The sequence below is a fragment of the Aliarcobacter butzleri genome, from assembly GCF_900187115.1.
GTDB lineage: Bacteria > Campylobacterota > Campylobacteria > Campylobacterales > Arcobacteraceae > Aliarcobacter > Aliarcobacter butzleri.
In genome coordinates this window covers 1,051,489-1,066,695 of sequence record NZ_LT906455.1, presented here as the reverse complement: position 1 = coordinate 1,066,695, position 15,207 = coordinate 1,051,489, and the positions used below count along the sequence as shown (strand labels likewise).

At 25.2% G+C, this 15,207-nt stretch carries 20 protein-coding genes; 8 read left to right on the top strand and 12 right to left on the bottom strand.

The window, feature by feature from the left end:
- Nucleotides 1-77: 77 nt before the first annotated feature.
- The 5 genes from CKV87_RS05320 to CKV87_RS05300 are packed head-to-tail and all read right to left on the bottom strand — an operon-like array spanning nucleotide 78 to nucleotide 3,580.
- A complete protein-coding gene (locus CKV87_RS05320) occupies nucleotides 78-713 on the bottom strand; it encodes an NAD(P)H-dependent oxidoreductase (RefSeq protein ID WP_012012766.1) in 636 nt (211 codons plus the stop codon).
- Nucleotides 714-740: 27 nt separating this feature from the next.
- Nucleotides 741-1,637 carry a DMT family transporter gene (locus CKV87_RS05315; RefSeq protein ID WP_012012765.1) on the bottom strand — a complete coding sequence of 299 codons (897 nt, stop codon included), beginning with the start codon at nucleotides 1,635-1,637 and terminating at the stop codon, nucleotides 741-743.
- A 17-nt stretch (nucleotides 1,638-1,654) separates the two neighbouring features.
- Nucleotides 1,655-2,680 carry an oxidoreductase gene (locus tag CKV87_RS05310; protein WP_012012764.1) on the bottom strand — a complete coding sequence of 342 codons (1,026 nt, stop codon included), beginning with the start codon at nucleotides 2,678-2,680 and terminating at the stop codon, nucleotides 1,655-1,657.
- Between the two features lie 12 nt (nucleotides 2,681-2,692).
- On the bottom strand, nucleotides 2,693-2,989 hold the full coding sequence (locus CKV87_RS05305; RefSeq protein ID WP_012012763.1) for a putative quinol monooxygenase: 297 nt from the start codon (nucleotides 2,987-2,989) through the stop codon (nucleotides 2,693-2,695).
- 9 nt (nucleotides 2,990-2,998) lie between these two features.
- Nucleotides 2,999-3,580 (bottom strand): NAD(P)H-dependent oxidoreductase, encoded by a 582-nt coding sequence (locus CKV87_RS05300; RefSeq protein ID WP_012012762.1) that lies wholly within the window; start codon nucleotides 3,578-3,580, stop codon nucleotides 2,999-3,001.
- A gap of 134 nt (nucleotides 3,581-3,714) precedes the next feature.
- Between CKV87_RS05300 and CKV87_RS05295 the strand changes: the two genes are divergently transcribed.
- The 3 genes from CKV87_RS05295 (at nucleotide 3,715) to CKV87_RS05285 (ending at nucleotide 5,819) form a co-directional block, all read left to right on the top strand.
- Nucleotides 3,715-4,086 carry a winged helix-turn-helix transcriptional regulator gene (locus CKV87_RS05295; RefSeq protein WP_012012761.1) on the top strand — a complete coding sequence of 124 codons (372 nt, stop codon included), beginning with the start codon at nucleotides 3,715-3,717 and terminating at the stop codon, nucleotides 4,084-4,086.
- Between the two features lie 3 nt (nucleotides 4,087-4,089).
- The gene (locus CKV87_RS05290; RefSeq protein WP_012012760.1) at nucleotides 4,090-4,992 is read left to right on the top strand and encodes an AEC family transporter; all 903 of its coding nucleotides are present in this window, start codon (nucleotides 4,090-4,092) and stop codon (nucleotides 4,990-4,992) included.
- Nucleotides 4,993-5,078: 86 nt separating this feature from the next.
- A complete protein-coding gene (locus CKV87_RS05285) occupies nucleotides 5,079-5,819 on the top strand; it encodes a DsbC family protein (RefSeq protein ID WP_012012759.1) in 741 nt (246 codons plus the stop codon).
- Between the two features lie 18 nt (nucleotides 5,820-5,837).
- On the opposite strand, the gene CKV87_RS05280 is transcribed toward CKV87_RS05285, so the two are convergent.
- Nucleotides 5,838-6,860, bottom strand: a complete 1,023-nt coding sequence (locus tag CKV87_RS05280) for a YeiH family protein (RefSeq protein WP_012012758.1) — start codon at nucleotides 6,858-6,860, stop codon at nucleotides 5,838-5,840.
- A gap of 99 nt (nucleotides 6,861-6,959) precedes the next feature.
- Here CKV87_RS05280 and CKV87_RS05275 point away from each other — a divergent pair, with 99 nt between their 5' ends.
- The gene (locus tag CKV87_RS05275; protein ID WP_012012757.1) at nucleotides 6,960-7,829 is read left to right on the top strand and encodes a LysR substrate-binding domain-containing protein; all 870 of its coding nucleotides are present in this window, start codon (nucleotides 6,960-6,962) and stop codon (nucleotides 7,827-7,829) included.
- Nucleotides 7,830-7,831: 2 nt separating this feature from the next.
- Here CKV87_RS05275 and CKV87_RS05270 read toward each other — a convergent pair whose 3' ends face one another.
- The 3 genes from CKV87_RS05270 to CKV87_RS05260 all read right to left on the bottom strand — a co-directional run bounded on the left by CKV87_RS05270 (nucleotide 7,832) and on the right by CKV87_RS05260 (nucleotide 10,123).
- On the bottom strand, nucleotides 7,832-8,356 hold the full coding sequence (locus CKV87_RS05270) for a YbhB/YbcL family Raf kinase inhibitor-like protein (protein ID WP_012012756.1): 525 nt from the start codon (nucleotides 8,354-8,356) through the stop codon (nucleotides 7,832-7,834).
- A gap of 64 nt (nucleotides 8,357-8,420) precedes the next feature.
- Nucleotides 8,421-9,227: a response regulator transcription factor gene (locus CKV87_RS05265; protein ID WP_012012755.1), complete on the bottom strand. Its 807-nt coding sequence runs from the start codon at nucleotides 9,225-9,227 to the stop codon at nucleotides 8,421-8,423.
- Between the two features lie 14 nt (nucleotides 9,228-9,241).
- Nucleotides 9,242-10,123 (bottom strand): DMT family transporter, encoded by an 882-nt coding sequence (locus CKV87_RS05260; protein WP_012012754.1) that lies wholly within the window; start codon nucleotides 10,121-10,123, stop codon nucleotides 9,242-9,244.
- A gap of 135 nt (nucleotides 10,124-10,258) precedes the next feature.
- Between CKV87_RS05260 and sugE the strand changes: the two genes are divergently transcribed.
- On the top strand, nucleotides 10,259-10,576 hold the full coding sequence (gene sugE, locus CKV87_RS05255) for a quaternary ammonium compound efflux SMR transporter SugE (protein WP_012012753.1): 318 nt from the start codon (nucleotides 10,259-10,261) through the stop codon (nucleotides 10,574-10,576).
- Between the two features lie 33 nt (nucleotides 10,577-10,609).
- Nucleotides 10,610-11,965, top strand: coding sequence for an SLC13 family permease (locus CKV87_RS05250; RefSeq protein WP_012012752.1), 1,356 nt, complete (start codon nucleotides 10,610-10,612; stop codon nucleotides 11,963-11,965).
- A gap of 22 nt (nucleotides 11,966-11,987) precedes the next feature.
- On the opposite strand, the gene CKV87_RS05245 is transcribed toward CKV87_RS05250, so the two are convergent.
- Nucleotides 11,988-12,575 (bottom strand): NAD(P)H-dependent oxidoreductase, encoded by a 588-nt coding sequence (locus CKV87_RS05245; RefSeq protein WP_144267014.1) that lies wholly within the window; start codon nucleotides 12,573-12,575, stop codon nucleotides 11,988-11,990.
- 76 nt (nucleotides 12,576-12,651) lie between these two features.
- Here CKV87_RS05245 and CKV87_RS05240 point away from each other — a divergent pair, with 76 nt between their 5' ends.
- Nucleotides 12,652-12,990: a winged helix-turn-helix transcriptional regulator gene (locus CKV87_RS05240; RefSeq protein ID WP_041644926.1), complete on the top strand. Its 339-nt coding sequence runs from the start codon at nucleotides 12,652-12,654 to the stop codon at nucleotides 12,988-12,990.
- A 3-nt stretch (nucleotides 12,991-12,993) separates the two neighbouring features.
- Here the strand turns inward: CKV87_RS05240 and CKV87_RS05235 are convergent, their stop codons facing one another.
- On the bottom strand, nucleotides 12,994-13,875 hold the full coding sequence (locus CKV87_RS05235; RefSeq protein ID WP_012012749.1) for a DMT family transporter: 882 nt from the start codon (nucleotides 13,873-13,875) through the stop codon (nucleotides 12,994-12,996).
- A 112-nt stretch (nucleotides 13,876-13,987) separates the two neighbouring features.
- Between CKV87_RS05235 and CKV87_RS05230 the strand changes: the two genes are divergently transcribed.
- Nucleotides 13,988-14,581: a Crp/Fnr family transcriptional regulator gene (locus CKV87_RS05230; protein WP_012012748.1), complete on the top strand. Its 594-nt coding sequence runs from the start codon at nucleotides 13,988-13,990 to the stop codon at nucleotides 14,579-14,581.
- On the opposite strand, the gene CKV87_RS05225 is transcribed toward CKV87_RS05230, so the two are convergent.
- Nucleotides 14,578-15,198 carry a hypothetical protein gene (locus CKV87_RS05225; protein ID WP_012012747.1) on the bottom strand — a complete coding sequence of 207 codons (621 nt, stop codon included), beginning with the start codon at nucleotides 15,196-15,198 and terminating at the stop codon, nucleotides 14,578-14,580. The two genes, CKV87_RS05230 and CKV87_RS05225, sit on opposite strands and share 4 nt — an antisense overlap.
- Nucleotides 15,199-15,207: the final 9 nt, after the last annotated feature.

Sequence of the window (15,207 nt, the reverse complement as noted above, 5' to 3'; positions counted from 1 at the left end):
TACTATATTTTTACTTAGTTTATTGATTGTAGGGTTTAAAAGAAAAAGAAGAAAATAAAATTTTCTTCTTTTATTATTTATTTTATAAATTCAATTACTTCTTCGAAAGGTAATCTCATTTGAGTAGATTGTGGATTTATTCTATATCCAAAAGGTAAAACCATAGATAATTGGAATTTTTTAGTATCAAGTCCTAAAACTTCTTCAACTTTTGCTTTTTCAAATCCTTCAATTGGACAAGAATCAATTCCTTTAATAGCAGCTGCTGTCATCATATTTCCTGCAGCAATATAAGTTTGTCTTGCTGTCCAAGAATAAACATTTTCATCACTATCTAAAACTTTTGTAACTGTTAAATGATCTTTATATAATTTATTATAAAAATCTTTTTTCTCTTGAGGCATTTCACGTCTAGCAAATCTAGTTGCTGGAACTCCTGATTCTGGTTTAACAGCCTCAATAGCAGCTAAAATAATAACTAAATGAGAACAAGTAGTAATTTGAGGTTGATCCCAACAAAATGGTCTTAATTTTGCTTTTAATTCTTCATTTGTTATAACTAAAAATTTCCAACCTTCTTGACCAAAAGAGCTTGGACTTTTTCTTCCTGCTTCTAATATGAATTTCATATCTTCATCACTAATTTTTTTTGTTTCATCAAAAATTTTACAAGCATGTCTAAAATCCATAGCTTCCATAAACGTTTTTTCCATAAATTCTCCTTTTTTTAAATTAAAATTTTAAGCTTCTACAAGCTTTTTTTTATTTTTAGTATTAAACAACATAACTGCAACAAATGAGAATGAACACCCTAATATTGTAGATAAAGCAATATTCTCATTATAGACAAAATAACTAGAAATTATAGCACCAATAGGAACAATAAACATAAAAACACCAGTATTATGAGCTCCAATTTTTGAAGCTGAAATAAAAAATAGTGTCATTGCAAATGTTCCAGAAAATATTCCAATAAACAAAATATTTAACCAAAAAATATAATCAAAAGAAGTTATTGTAAAAGGATGATAAGGAATTGCAAAAATCATATTTATAAATGCTGTAATTCCAAAAACAACTAAAGTATAAAACATAGGATCTGCTTTTTTTGATGCTTTTTGTGAAAATATTGTAACCATTGCCCAAACAACTGCACAAGCTAAAAAATATGAACTATTTATATTTAAAAATGCTAAGCCTTCTGATGGAACTTTTAAAAGTATTAAAGCACCAAAAATTCCAATACTTAAAGCAACAACCTGTTTAGTTGAAACATTTATTTTAAAAAGTATAATTGAAAATATATATGTTAATATTGGAACAATTGAGGTAACCATCGTCCCACCATATCCAGCTTCACCATGAGATAAACCTTTAAAAAATAGATAATTAAAAGCTGCACTAAAAACTCCAGCACATATCATATAAATATAACCTTCTTTATCACTTTTTAAACTTGTTTTCATATATAAAACCACTGGAATAATTGTTAAAAATGAGATTGCGTATCTCCAAAATGCTGCTATTTCTGGATTTGAATGACTTGTTGCAGCTTTTCCTGAAGTCCATGCAATTCCCCAAATTATCATCGCTATAAACATACCAATAAAATATTTGGTATTACTTTTTTGAATCATTTTTTCTTCTTTCTAAATTATCTATAAGCTCTTTCATATGAACTATCTATTTTTTCTTTTTCTTTAAACTCATTTGCAGCATTAAATACAAAATTTGAATTTCTAAGTAACTCTCTACCATATGCCACAAAATCACAAAATTTATTTTCAAGTAAATATTCACCCTCTTTTGGTGTTGTGATTAATCCAACTGCAATTACTGGAATATTTACATTTTCTTTTATTTTTTTTGCCCAAGAAGCTTGATATAAAGGTTCAATTTTTGGTGCATTATCTGGTTCTTCTAAATTCCCACCACTTGATACATCTATACAATCAACACCAACTTTTTCTAACTCTTTTGATAAATAAATTGAATCTTCTATATTCCAACCATTTTTCATCCACTCATCTGCACCAATTCTTAAAATTAACGGCAGATTTACTTTTTGTTTAATCTCATTGGCTATTTCTAAAATTAATCTACATCTATTTTCTAAAGTTCCACCATAAATATCTATTCTATTATTTGTTAAAGGTGATAAAAATTGATTTAATAAACAACCATGTGTAGAATGAACTTCAATAAAATCATAATCTGCTTCTTTTGCTCTAAAAGCTGCTTTTAAAAATAATTCTTTTATATACTCTATTTCATCAATATTTAGTTCTTTAGGAATTCTTGGGTTTTTCTTACTAAAAGATATTGCACTAGGAGCCACACAAATTTCATCTGTTTCAGATTTTCTTCCTGCATGAGTTATTTGAATTGCTGTTTTTGCACCAAAATAATGTAATTTTTCATTTAAAATTTTATGCTTTTCAATAAATAAATCATCCCAAAGACCTAAATCACCATTAGTAACTCGTCCTTTTGGTTCAACTGCAGTTGCTTCAACTACAATCAAACCAACTCCACCTAAAGCTCTTGAAATATAGTGATAAAAATGAAAATCTTTAAGTTCTCCACTGTTATCACTTTTATACATACACATAGGAGGCATAATAACTCTATTTTTTAATTCAATCTTTCCTATGTTTCCACTTTTTAATAATAGGCTCATAAAAAAATCCTTTTAAATATCTAATTTTTCCAATTTTTGAATATTTAAATTCTCTATCTTTCCATCAATATTTGAAACAAAAGTTTTAAAATGCTCTTTTTCTTCATGTTTTGATAAAAATTCAGCATTTTCCCAAGTTTCTACAAAAGTAAAACTATTTTCATCACTTAAATCTTTATGTAAATCGTATTGAATACAACCTTCATCAAATTCATGGGTTGCTTTATGAAGTTTTAAAAGTTCATTATAAACTTCATCTTTAAAAGCTTCTTTTACTTTTATACTTGCAACTATTACAATATTTTTCATATTTTTTTCCTATAAAAAATTCTCTTTTAAAACTGATTCAAATTTTTCTAACTCTTTTGTTAAATCTAAATCACCTTTAAAAATATCGTGTACTGAATAAGTTTTTAATGGTTTTAAACCACAAAATTCAAAAGTTTTATGAGTTGCAACATGAGCTTGATCTAAAGATAAACCATCAAAAAAACCTTTTGGATTGTCAAATTCACTTATTGGACAATTGTAAGTTACACTTAACATATATTTTTTACCTTTCAATAATCCACCACTTCCATAAGTCTTACTTGCATCACTTCTACTTCTTCCATCACTTTCATAGTGTCTTCCTTGAGTAAATGTTTCATCAAAGTACTTTTTAGCAATCCAAGGAATTCCCATCCAATAAACAGGATATTGAAATAAAACATAATCTGCCCATTCAAATTTCTCGCACTCTTCTTCTACATCATAACCTTTTTCAATATGTGTATATTTTACTTCAAAACCATTTTTAGAAAAAAATTCTTTTGCTTTTTCTATATAATGATTTGTTAATTCACCATTTGCTGGACCTTTATAAAACTGATGACCATTTAAAATTAAAACTTTTTTCATATTTACTCCTTAAAATTATTTGAAAATTATATACACACTAAACTTAATTTACTCTTACTTTACTTTAGGTAAGTAATAGAGTTTAATATTCTTTATGATATAATTTTGACTTGAAAGTTTAAAGGATTTAAATTATGTATTATATAAATGATAAAGAGTACAAATGTAGCGTAGCTGTAACTCTTGATATTTTTAATGATAGATGGAAACTAGCTATAATTTGGCATTTGCTTGATGGCGAAAAAAGATTTAAAGAGCTAAATGAAATAATTAGCGAAATAACTCAAAAAACTTTAACAATAAAATTAAAAGAACTTGAAGAAAAAAATATTATTCATAGAGAGTGTTTTCCTGAAATTCCACCCAAAGTTGTTTATAGTCTAACTTCTACTGGAAAAAAACTAAGAGCCGTTTTAGAAGATATGCATGAATGGGGAATTGATTATGTAAAAGAGTTTGGAAAAATCACTCTTGATAATCCTTGTGAAAATCACTTTTGCGAGTAAAAAATGGAAAATTTTATTTTAATTATTTTAGCAATGTCCATTGGTTATACGATTAATAGACTAAATATCTTTTCAAAAGATGCACCTCTTATTTTAAATCAATTTTTAATCTATATCTCTCTTCCTGCAATGATTTTATTACAAATACCAAAATTAGATATTTCAATAGAAGCAATTATTCCAATAATTATATCTTGGAGCGTTATGATATTAAGTGCTTTATTGATACTTTTTTTATCGAAAATATTTGATTTTTCAAAAGAAGTAACTGGTTGTCTTATGCTTGTAACAGTTTTAGGAAATACTTCATTTATTGGTATTCCAATAATTACTTCTTATATCGGAGAAGAAGCTATTCCTTATATTTTAGTTTATGATCAATTAGGAAATTTTATTGCACTTGCAACATATGGTACTTTTATAGCTAGTTTCTATTCGAGTAATACAAAAGTTACTTTTAGATTAGTGACTTTTAAAGTTTTAACTTTTCCACCATTTATTGCTTTGATAGTTGGTCTATTATTGATTGGTACAGAGTTTAATGATGTTACAATAAAAGTTTTAAGTGCTTTTTCAAGTACGATTGTTTCACTTGCTTTAGTTGCAGTTGGGCTTCAACTTCAATTAAAACTGTTAAAAGAAGAGATAAAACCTTTTAGTGTAGCTTTGATAATAAAACTTTTGATTGCTCCACTTATTGCAATTATTATTTGCCAAATATTCGGTTGGCACAATACTGCTGCAACAGTATCTATTATGGAAGCAGCAATGCCAACTATGATAACAGCAGGTGCAATAGCATCTATGGCAGGACTTGCGCCAAAATTAAGTTCTGCAATAGTGGGATATGGAACAATTATTTCATTATTTACAACAGGACTATTTTATTTTATTGCAAATATCTAAAAATAGGTGAAAATCTTCAAAAATTTTCACCTATAACTTAATATAAAAAAGATACAATAGCGCAAAAATTTTCATTAGGGAAACTTATGTTTAATCTAACAAAAAAAATAGTTATGATTTTATTATTTATTGGAACATTTTTATTTGCAGAAAATAAAGAATTACCAAAAAATGAAATTTCTAAAATAGAACAATTAGAAATATTTAAAAAAGCAAATATAAAAATCTTAAAAGCTTACGATGCTGGAAGTTTATATATATTAACTATCAGTGTACATGGAAATAAAGATGAAATTTATCTAACAAAAGATAAAAAATTTATTATCTCTGGTACAGTTGTAAATGTATCAAATGAGATGCAAGTTTCAGCTCCAGTTGATTTATCAATTACAAAAGATAAAGAAGCTTTTGTTTATGGAAATGGAAAAGATGAATATGTACTATTTACAGATCCTGAATGTCCATTTTGTAAAAAATTTGAGTCATATTTACCAGAAATTAAAGACAAAGTTAAAATTAGAGTATTTTTTTATCCTTTAGACTTTCATGAAAATGCTCGTGATTTATCTTTATACATTCTAAGTCAAAAAACAACTTCACAAAAAATTGATGCTCTATATGAATTTAATATTGGTGATAACTTGAGTAAAGTAAAAAATGCAAAATACTCAAAATCAGAGCTTTCAAAACTTGAAAAACAGTTAAATGAACATATTAAAATTGCAACTGAATTAAATATTCAAGGAACTCCTGCATTATTTGATAAAAATGGTAATAGTATCGTTTGGGTTAATATGCTAGAAAAATATGGTATTGAAGTAAGATAAGTATAAAAAATACTTATCTTAGAAGAACAATTTAACCAATAAATCTCCAACTATCATCAACCAAACAAATAAAATCAGAGATAGATAAAATGGTTTTATACCACTATTTTTAAACTTATCAATACTTGTTTCCATCCCTAAAGCACTCATTGCCATAGTTAAAGCAAAAGTATCTAAAAAGTTAATATTTTCTATTGTATTTTTTTCTAAGATTTCCAAAGAATTAAATCCAACTACTATTATAAAAAATATCGCAAACCAAGGAATTACTATTTTTGATTTCTCTTTTTTTGTATGAAAATTTGTTTTAATTAACCATAATGATAAAAGAATCAAAAATGGAACTAAAAAAATAACCCTAATCATTTTTTCAATAATTGCATTTGTTGATACTATTTCACCTAAAGCATTACTTGCACCAACAACATGAGCTACTTCATGAAGTGTTGCTCCTATATAAATACCCATTTGAGAACTTGTAAAAAGAAATACTCCTAACTTATCTAAAAATGGATATAAAAACATTCCAATTGTTCCAAAAATTACTACAAAAGATACGGCAACTGCACTTTTATAAGCTTCATTTTTTAATACACTTTGTGTTGCCATAACTGCAGCTGCTCCACAAATAGAACTTCCTGCACTACATAAAATAGCTAATTCTTTATCCATTTTTAAAACTTTTGTTCCAATAAGATAACCAAAAATAAAAGTGAAAAAAACTATACAAAAAGCTACTAAAATTCCATTTACCCCTACTTCTTGAAGATTTTGAAAAGTAAGTCTAAATCCATATAAAATAATTCCTAATCTTAAAATATATTTTGTAGAAAAAGTAATACCATCTTGAAATATTTTAGAAAATTTTGATTTAACACTGTTTGCATAAAAAATACCTAAAACTATTCCAATTATAAGTGGACTAATTCCTAAATTTTTAAAAAAATCAACTTCTGCAATGATTGTTGCAATAAATGCAAAAAAAGATACAAGCATTACTCCATAAAAAGTATTTATGATTTGTTTATTATTTGTTTTCATAATAAACCTCCTTTTATTTTGTAAGTATAACTCTAATCATTTAATTTGTAAAATATATTATTTTTAATATAATGATTAATATTTTTAATAAGGAAAGATATGACTTTAAAAGAATTAAGCTTTTTTTATAAATTATGTGAAAATCCACAAGTTACACAAGTTGCAAGCGAACTAAATATTAGTCAATCAGCTATCTCTTTAGCAATTAAATCACTTGAAAATAGTCTAAATGAACAACTTTTTGATAGAATCGGCAAAAAATTAATACTAAATGAAAAAGGAAAATATTTTAAAGAAAAAACTCTTCCTTCGTATTTAGCACTTATGGATGCATCAACAATTTTCCAAGAAAACAAACTAGCTGGAAATATAAAAATAGCTGCTAGTAAAACTATTTCAAACTACATAATGCCAAATATTTATTATGATTTTTTATCAAAATATAAAGATGTAAAACTTGATATTTTAACTATAAATTCAAGTAATATAATAGATAAAATACTTAAAAGTGAACTAGATATTGGTCTTATTGAAGTAGATACTCAAAATAGCAGTCTAATAAAAGAGAAATTAGCAGATGATGAATTGATTGTTGTATCAAGTGATGAAAAACATCCTCAAATTGCTTTTATTGATGCTATAAAAAAAAGATGGATTTTAAGAGAAATAGGAAGTGGAACAAGAGAGATTTTTATGAATAAAATTGGTGAAATCGCTAAAGAATTAGATATTTTTATACAATTACAAGATTTTGAAGAGATAAAAACTATTGTTTTAAATAATAAAAATACAGTAACAAGCTTGTCAAAGGTAATTGTACAAAAAGAGTTAGATGAAAAAAGACTTTTTCAAATAAAACTTAAAAATTTAGAATTAAAAAGAGAGTTTTATTTAGTTTATCATAAAGAAAAATCAAAAAATCTACTTTTTGAAACTTTTGTAGAGTTCATAAAAAGTAGATTTAACTAAAATTATCTGTTGTAATAAGAGATTATTGAAGCTTTTGCAATAGAGTGAGAATTTATATAATACCCAACTGTTGCAGCATTTGTATTTTTATCTAAACCTAAAGTTTCAATATCAAGTGCATGAACAGTAAAGATATATCTATGCGCTTTATCTCCAACAGGAGGGCAAGCTCCACCAAATCCAGTTTTTCCATAGTCAGTTATACTTTGTATTGCCTCTTTTGAGTCACTATTTCCAAATCCTGAAGCTAAAGTTGTTTTATTTGAAGGAATATCAAAAACAACCCAATGCCACCAACCAGAACCTGTTGGAGCATCTAGATCATAAACTGTTATAGCAAAAGATTTTGTTCCTTTTGGAGCATTTTCCCAAGAAAGTTGTGGTGAAATATTTTCTCCACTACATCCAAAACCATTAAATTCTTGTTTTTTTGTTAATTGCCCTTTTAAATCTGAACTTGTCAAAGTAAAATTATTTGCTAATAGAAAACTTACACAACAAATTAATCCCAATATTGTCTTTTTCATTATTTGATTCTCCTTTTTTTGATTATTATATAAAAAAACAAAATTTAATTCTATTGGAAAATATTCAATTTTTATTGTTTTTTATCTGTTTTGGAGTTACTTTATATCTATTTTTAAATGCTTGAATAAACCATGAAATATTTTCAAAACCACATTTATAACAAACTTCAGTTACATTATCATTTGTTGTTTCTAATAATAATTTTGCTTTTTCAAGTCTTTTTTCACTTTGCCATTTTTTTGGTGTTGTCCTAAAAATAGTTTTAAATTTATTTCTAAAAGCTAAATCTGTCATATTAAATTCTTTTGCAAAAAGCAAAATATTTTTTTCAAAATCAAACTCTTTTTCTATTTTTATTTTAAAAAAATATTCATTGCAAATTGAAGATAAAAATATTTTAAAATACTCTTTTGAATCAGATTCTAAAATATTAAAAAAAAGTTCTTCTAATTTTAGTTTTATAATTGATTCTTTGTTTGACGAAGTTCCTGTTAAATAATTTAAAACTGAAGATTGAAAGATTTCAAAAATAGGTGTTTTTTTAATCTTAAAATAGTTACTATCAAAAGAAAATATCTCATCAAAATTTAAATTATGTTTTTTAATAAAATCCAAAATTATAGTATCATCATATGAAAATAGTATTGATTCAAAATATTCATCTAATATTTCACTCATTATATAATTCCCACTTTTTAAAAAAAGAACATCATTTGAATTTGCAATTACTTTTTCATTTTTGAAATGTAAAACTTTTTTACCTTTTATAACAAAAATTAAAATATTTGAAGAGATAAAAAATTCTCTTTTTTTTTGTTCATCATACTGGATATATTCACATATAGATAAAGTTTCTGAAGAATTTTTCATTAATTATAATATCACTATTTCTGTCTTAAAATAATTATAGTTGCAAATGCTGAAAGTAAAATTCCTAAAAAAACACCAAAAGAGATAGTTTGTCCTTCAAGCAAAAACATAATTATTGCAACAAATGCTGGATTTAGATAAATATATGCCATTATCTTTTTAGCACCTAAAATTAAAGTTGCTTTTTGATATAAAAATAAAGTTAATATTGTAGTTGCTAATACTAAATAAAGTAATGAATAAAAATGATTTAGCTCTATTTTATTCCAATTATAAGGAATATTTAGAATCTGCATAGTTAAACTCATCCAAATAATTCCACCTAAAAGTGTTGCAAAAACTAGAACTAATAATTCGTCTTTTTTACTATACAAAAGTTTTATAAATACTGGATATAAAGACATAGACAATGAAGCTATAAGAAATATAATATCACCTTTATTTAAACTTAAAGTTAAAAACAATGTAAAATCAGCTTGAAATACAACGATACAAGTAGAAATAATTCCTAATATATAAATAAATAACTGTTTTAAAGCAATCTTTTCTTTAAAGAAAAATATACATAAAACTGCTGTCATCAAAGGTACTAATGTATATATCGCACCAGTGTTTAAAACTGTTGTATTTTCTAAAGCTCTTAGCATTCCAATAAAATATAAAGTATATACTAAACTTACAACCATAGCCTTTGGCAAAATTTTAAAAACATTTTTCAACCTATTTTTACTAAAAATAATTACTGGAGATAAAAATATTAAAGCTAAAACAAATCTATATAAAGTTAAAGATATTGGGTCAATAACATTTGCTAGTTTTTGTGAAGCTAAAAAAGAACCTGATATTAAAATAGTTGCTAATAATACATAAAAATGCGCGCTTAATCTTTCATTCAAAACAATAATCCTTTATAAATACTCGCGCTATTTTAGTATCATTTTATAAAAAATAGTATAAAATTTATACAAGAAAGCAAGGACGACCTTGCCACTTCACAGAGGACGGCCTCAAATTATCAAAAAAGGAATTTTATGAGTTGGGGAATCCTTGTACTTGCAGGAATTTTTGAAATTTTTTGGGCAGTAGGTCTTAAATATACAGATGGTTTTACAAAATTAATTCCAAGTTTATTCACAATAGTTGCAATGCTAATTAGTTTTTGGTTACTAAGCCTTTCTTTAAAAACTCTTCCTTTGGGAACAGCTTATGCTGTTTGGGTAGGAATAGGAACAATAGGAACAGTAATTGCTGGAATAATGTTATTTGGCGATTCTATAAATATAATTAGAATAATTAGTATAGCTTTTATCATTTTAGGTATAATCGGACTTAAAATTACAACTGCTTAAGTTTAATAAATAGCGTAGATTATAAGGATTATTTTGATTAAAAATATTTTATTTTTTTTTATTCCATTAGTTATTTACGCTATTTTATCAAACTTTATTGAGGATTTTAAAAATCTAATTTTAATATCTTTGCTTATTACAACTATTATATTTTGGGCAACATCAGTTATCCCAAATTATCAGACATCACTCATATTTTTATTTACTTGTTTAGGATTTTCTTTAAGTAGTAAAGAGATAATATTTTCAGGTTTTGCTTCCTCTGCTTTTTGGTTAGTTTTAGCTGGAATGTTAATAGCAACAGCTATAAAAAATGTAAACCTAAGCCAAAGATTTTCAGTTTTTTTTACTAATATAAAAAATCCAAGTTATCTAAAAATTTTAATTACAATAGATATTTTTTCTTTACTTTTTAGTTTTGTTATGCCATCAAGTTTAGGAAGAGTTGTTTTACTAATACCTATTGCAATAATTGTTGCTAAAAACTTTGGATTTAAAGAGACAGATAAAGGTTATATTGGAATAATGCTAACTTTTATTTTAGCAACTGTAATTCCAGCATTTGCGATACTTCCTTCTAATGTTCCAAATATGATATTAGCAGGATTAACAAATGAAATTTATGGAATTGAATTATTATATTCTCATTATTTATTAGCAAATTTTTTTATTTTAGGTTTTATAAAAAACTTTTTAATTGTAACTCTAATCTATTTCTTTTATAAAGATACACCAAAAATATTACCAACAAAAGCCCAAAAAACTGATTTCTCAAAAGATGAAAAGATAGTTATACTTGTTACTTCATTGATGTTATTTTTTTGGACAACAGATTTTATACATCATATTTCTACAAGTATTATTGCAATAGTTGGTGTATTAATATTAGCAAATCCAATGATAAATATTATAAAAACAAAGGATATAAATAATTTAAATTTTGCATCTCTTTTACTTGTAGCTACTATTATTGCCTTAGGAAATATTGTTTCAAATGATAGTTATATAAAAGAACTTTTAGCAACTACTTTAAACTCTTTTGAGCCTTCTGAATCTAAAGTTTTAAATTATACGGTGATTAGTTCTCTTATGGCATTTTGTGCTATTTTTACAACACAACCTTCTGTCCCTGCTGTTTTTACACCAATGGCACAACAGTTGTCTATTTTAAGTAATTTTAATTTAAATGATATTTTTATGATGGAAGTTTCTGCATTTTCAACAATCTTTTTTCCATTTCAATCGCCACCATTAATAGTGGGGTTAACCTTGGCAAATATAAAACAGATTAAAGTTTTAAAGATTTTGTTTATTTTAAGTCTTATTTCTATATTTTTATTATTTCCACTTCAATATTATTGGTTAGAATTTATAAAAATATTTTTCTAAAAAAGGGGTTAACCCTTTTTTATTATTTAGCTAACTCTTTTAAATATTCAACATAATTTTTTGCAGATTCTTCAAGTTTTTCATCGCTTATTACAAAAGTTTCATAAGTTACAAATGGTTTTGCATAATTCATTTTTATATAGTTTGCTGATGCTTCAAATGAGTTTAAAATCTCTTCAACTGTAAATTTATTACTTCCATTTTTATTATATTGTGCTGTTCCACTTCCCACACTTGTTGCAATTAATAGAGTTTTATTCTCTAATTTATAGTGTTCACCAAAAGCAAAATTATATTCTAAAACTACATCTAACCACTCTTTTAAAAGTGCTGGAGAACTTAACCAATACATTGGAAATTGAAAAACAATTACATCATTTTCTAAAAGTAGTTGTTGCTCTTTTTTTGCATCAATTTTAAAATCTGGATATTTTGCATATAGATTATTGATTGTTACAAAATCTTCTTTTTGTGCAACTTCATTTAAAACTTTATTTACTCTTGATTCATTCATATTTGGGTGAACTAAATTTATTAAAACTCTTTTTTTAGATTGTGCCATTTTTTGTCCTTTTAAAATAATTATTGAAATAATACATATTTCTGACATATTTGTCAATATTAGACTTTTTTGTCATAATTGATTTTTTTAAGATTATTTGATACACTTCGAAAAAAGGAAAATAATGGTAAGTCTAAATGGAAAAGTTTATGAATGTCCAAGTAAAATCCCCCTGGATTTAGTTGATGACAAATGGAAATTTTTAATTCTATGGAATCTAGCTTTTAAAGCTCTTAGAATTAGTGAACTATCTGAAAAAATAAGTGATATTTCACAAAGAACTCTAAGTAGAAAGTTAAAAGCATTAGAAGAAGTATCTTTAGTAAAAAGAGTAGTTTTTGCAGAAGTTCCCCCAAGAGTTGAATACTCTTTAACAATACATGGAGAAAGATTACTCGAAGTATTTGAAATGATGAGTAAATGGGGAGAACAATATGCAAAAGAGATGGATGCTATAATATAATAGCTACTCTTTTTTTAATAAAATTAAAGTTGCAAATGAAGATATCAAAATCCCTAAAAACATCCAAAAGTTTATACTTTTAAACTCAAATACAAAAAGTAAAATAGCAATTGCTCCTGGATTTAAATATACATAAGCCATCACTTTCTTAGGACCTAAAACAATTGTTGCTTTTTGATATAAATAAGAAGTAACTAAAGTAGCAAAAACAGTCAAATATCCTAGATATAAGAACTCTTTACTACTTATTTCTTGCCAATTTAAAGGTACATCAAATAAGACTAAAGCTAAACTCATCCAAACTATTCCACCAACTAAAGTCATAAAAACTAATACCATTAGTTCATCATCTTGTTTATGAAAATATTTCGCACTTATTGAATATAAAGCCATACAAAAAGTTGAAAAAATAAATATTACATCTCCTTTATTTAATGATAATGATAAAAATAACTCTAAATTTCCTTTAAAAATAACCATACAAGTTCCAATTATTCCAATTAAATAAATCAAATATTGATTAAAAGATATTTTTTGTTTAAATACAAATATTGAAAAAAGTGCAGTTAAAAGTGGAACTAAAGTAAATATTGTTCCTGTATTTAAAGCTGTTGTAAACTCTAAAGACTTAAATAATCCAATAAAATAAATAGAATAAAAAAAGCTTATTATCATAGCTCTTTTAAAAGTTGAAATAACTTTTTTTCTATATTTTTGATTGAAAAGAACAATTGGTGCTAAAAGCAATGAAGCTATAATAAATCTAAGAAGTGTGATAGAAATTGGATCTATTATACCTGATAACTTTTGTGAAACTATAAAAGAACCACCAACTAAAAAAGTGGCTATTAATATTATAAAGTGTGCATTTAAATTTTTTGACATATATTTTCCTTTCTTTTAAAATGAAGAATATTAAAATAAATTTTTTTAGTCATTTACATAGGTTGATTTTTTAGAGATTTTTTTATATTCTTTGCAAAAAATAAGTTGAATAATGAAAATAAACAATGATGAAATATTTGAATCTTTAAATAAAACTATGAATTCTTATTTTCCTATATCTCAAACTACTTGGAAAGAGTTCAAAAAGATTTGTAAAATAAGAACTATCAAAAAGAATGAGTATGCTTTTGATATGTATGACAAAGTAAATGCCATAAGTTTTGTATATAGTGGACTTTTTAGAACTTTTATTATAAATGAAAAAGGTGAAGAATATACAAAAAACTTCTTTTGGGAAACAAGATTTTATGGTCCAATGGTTGCTTTACTTACAAACACTCCAATAACTTCTATTGTTCAAGCTTTAGAAGATTCAATCGTTGTTGATATACAACATGATAAATATAGAGAGATTTTAGCTAAATATGATGATTTGAAGATGTATCATATTTTGTATTTAGAAAAGCACTGGATTATGCAAAAAGATGACAATGGCTACTCTTTGGTTTTAGAAGATGCAAAACAAAGATATGAAAGATTTAAAAAAGAGTTTGGACATATAATCTCAAGACTTTCACAATATCAAATTGCTTCATATTTGGGTATTTCACCAACTCACTTAAGTAGAATAAGAAAAGAGTCTTAAGGCTCTATTCCCATTCTTAAAAACCCTGTAAATCCTGAATTATCAGATGTAAGTTTCTTTGAAACTTGTTTTTTCATCTCATTTAAAACTTTTTTGTATGCATTATAAAATTCAAAAGTTGGTTTTGGTTTATAAACTAAATTTTCTATTTCGAGATATTTCAATACATTTTTTGTAGTTGTTGGTTTGATAAAAAACTCTTTAGTTGGTGAAAAATAGTATGGAATAAGTGTAATTATCGACCATTTCGCTAAATTCTTTTGAATTAAAATATCAACTATATCCTCAAATCCATCTTTAAAATTACCATAAAGAAGTTCATCTAATCCAATACAAAACATATCTTTTTCATAAATACTCATTGATTTTATAGCATCTCTTACTTTTGGTTTTTCAAATAGTGAAATAAGAGGAGATTTTGAGATAATCTTTGAAAAATTATCACAAATAATCTCTGGTTGTGAAAAGTTTTCTTTTTTGAAAAGTTCTTTTGTCTCTTCATGAAATTTTGATGACTTAAATCTTTTGATTATTGGTAAAAGCTTATCATCTTCAAAACCATTTGGATAGTATTCAAAAAAACTCTCTTCTAACTCTTTTAGTTTTTTTATATTCATTTATCTCAA

Excerpts from the sequence above, each read along its gene's own strand:
- CKV87_RS05235 (WP_012012749.1), bottom strand. The coding sequence starts at position 13,875 with ATGTCAAAAAATTTAAATGCACACTTTATAATATTAATAGCCACTTTT.
- CKV87_RS05270 (WP_012012756.1), bottom strand. The coding sequence starts at position 8,356 with ATGAAAAAGACAATATTGGGATTAATTTGTTGTGTAAGTTTTCTATTA.
- CKV87_RS05265 (WP_012012755.1), bottom strand. The coding sequence starts at position 9,227 with ATGAAAAATTCTTCAGAAACTTTATCTATATGTGAATATATCCAGTAT.
- CKV87_RS05275 (WP_012012757.1), top strand. The coding sequence starts at position 6,960 with ATGACTTTAAAAGAATTAAGCTTTTTTTATAAATTATGTGAAAATCCA.
- CKV87_RS05225 (WP_012012747.1), bottom strand. The coding sequence starts at position 15,198 with ATGAATATAAAAAAACTAAAAGAGTTAGAAGAGAGTTTTTTTGAATAC.
- sugE (WP_012012753.1), top strand. The coding sequence starts at position 10,259 with ATGAGTTGGGGAATCCTTGTACTTGCAGGAATTTTTGAAATTTTTTGG.
- CKV87_RS05310 (WP_012012764.1), bottom strand. The coding sequence starts at position 2,680 with ATGAGCCTATTATTAAAAAGTGGAAACATAGGAAAGATTGAATTAAAA.
- CKV87_RS05280 (WP_012012758.1), bottom strand. The coding sequence starts at position 6,860 with ATGAAAACAAATAATAAACAAATCATAAATACTTTTTATGGAGTAATG.
- CKV87_RS05300 (WP_012012762.1), bottom strand. The coding sequence starts at position 3,580 with ATGAAAAAAGTTTTAATTTTAAATGGTCATCAGTTTTATAAAGGTCCA.
- CKV87_RS05240 (WP_041644926.1), top strand. The coding sequence starts at position 12,652 with ATGGTAAGTCTAAATGGAAAAGTTTATGAATGTCCAAGTAAAATCCCC.
- CKV87_RS05230 (WP_012012748.1), top strand. The coding sequence starts at position 13,988 with ATGAAAATAAACAATGATGAAATATTTGAATCTTTAAATAAAACTATG.
- CKV87_RS05305 (WP_012012763.1), bottom strand. The coding sequence starts at position 2,989 with ATGAAAAATATTGTAATAGTTGCAAGTATAAAAGTAAAAGAAGCTTTT.
- CKV87_RS05245 (WP_144267014.1), bottom strand. The coding sequence starts at position 12,575 with ATGTCAGAAATATGTATTATTTCAATAATTATTTTAAAAGGACAAAAA.
- CKV87_RS05295 (WP_012012761.1), top strand. The coding sequence starts at position 3,715 with ATGTATTATATAAATGATAAAGAGTACAAATGTAGCGTAGCTGTAACT.
- CKV87_RS05290 (WP_012012760.1), top strand. The coding sequence starts at position 4,090 with ATGGAAAATTTTATTTTAATTATTTTAGCAATGTCCATTGGTTATACG.
- CKV87_RS05315 (WP_012012765.1), bottom strand. The coding sequence starts at position 1,637 with ATGATTCAAAAAAGTAATACCAAATATTTTATTGGTATGTTTATAGCG.
- CKV87_RS05285 (WP_012012759.1), top strand. The coding sequence starts at position 5,079 with ATGTTTAATCTAACAAAAAAAATAGTTATGATTTTATTATTTATTGGA.
- CKV87_RS05320 (WP_012012766.1), bottom strand. The coding sequence starts at position 713 with ATGGAAAAAACGTTTATGGAAGCTATGGATTTTAGACATGCTTGTAAA.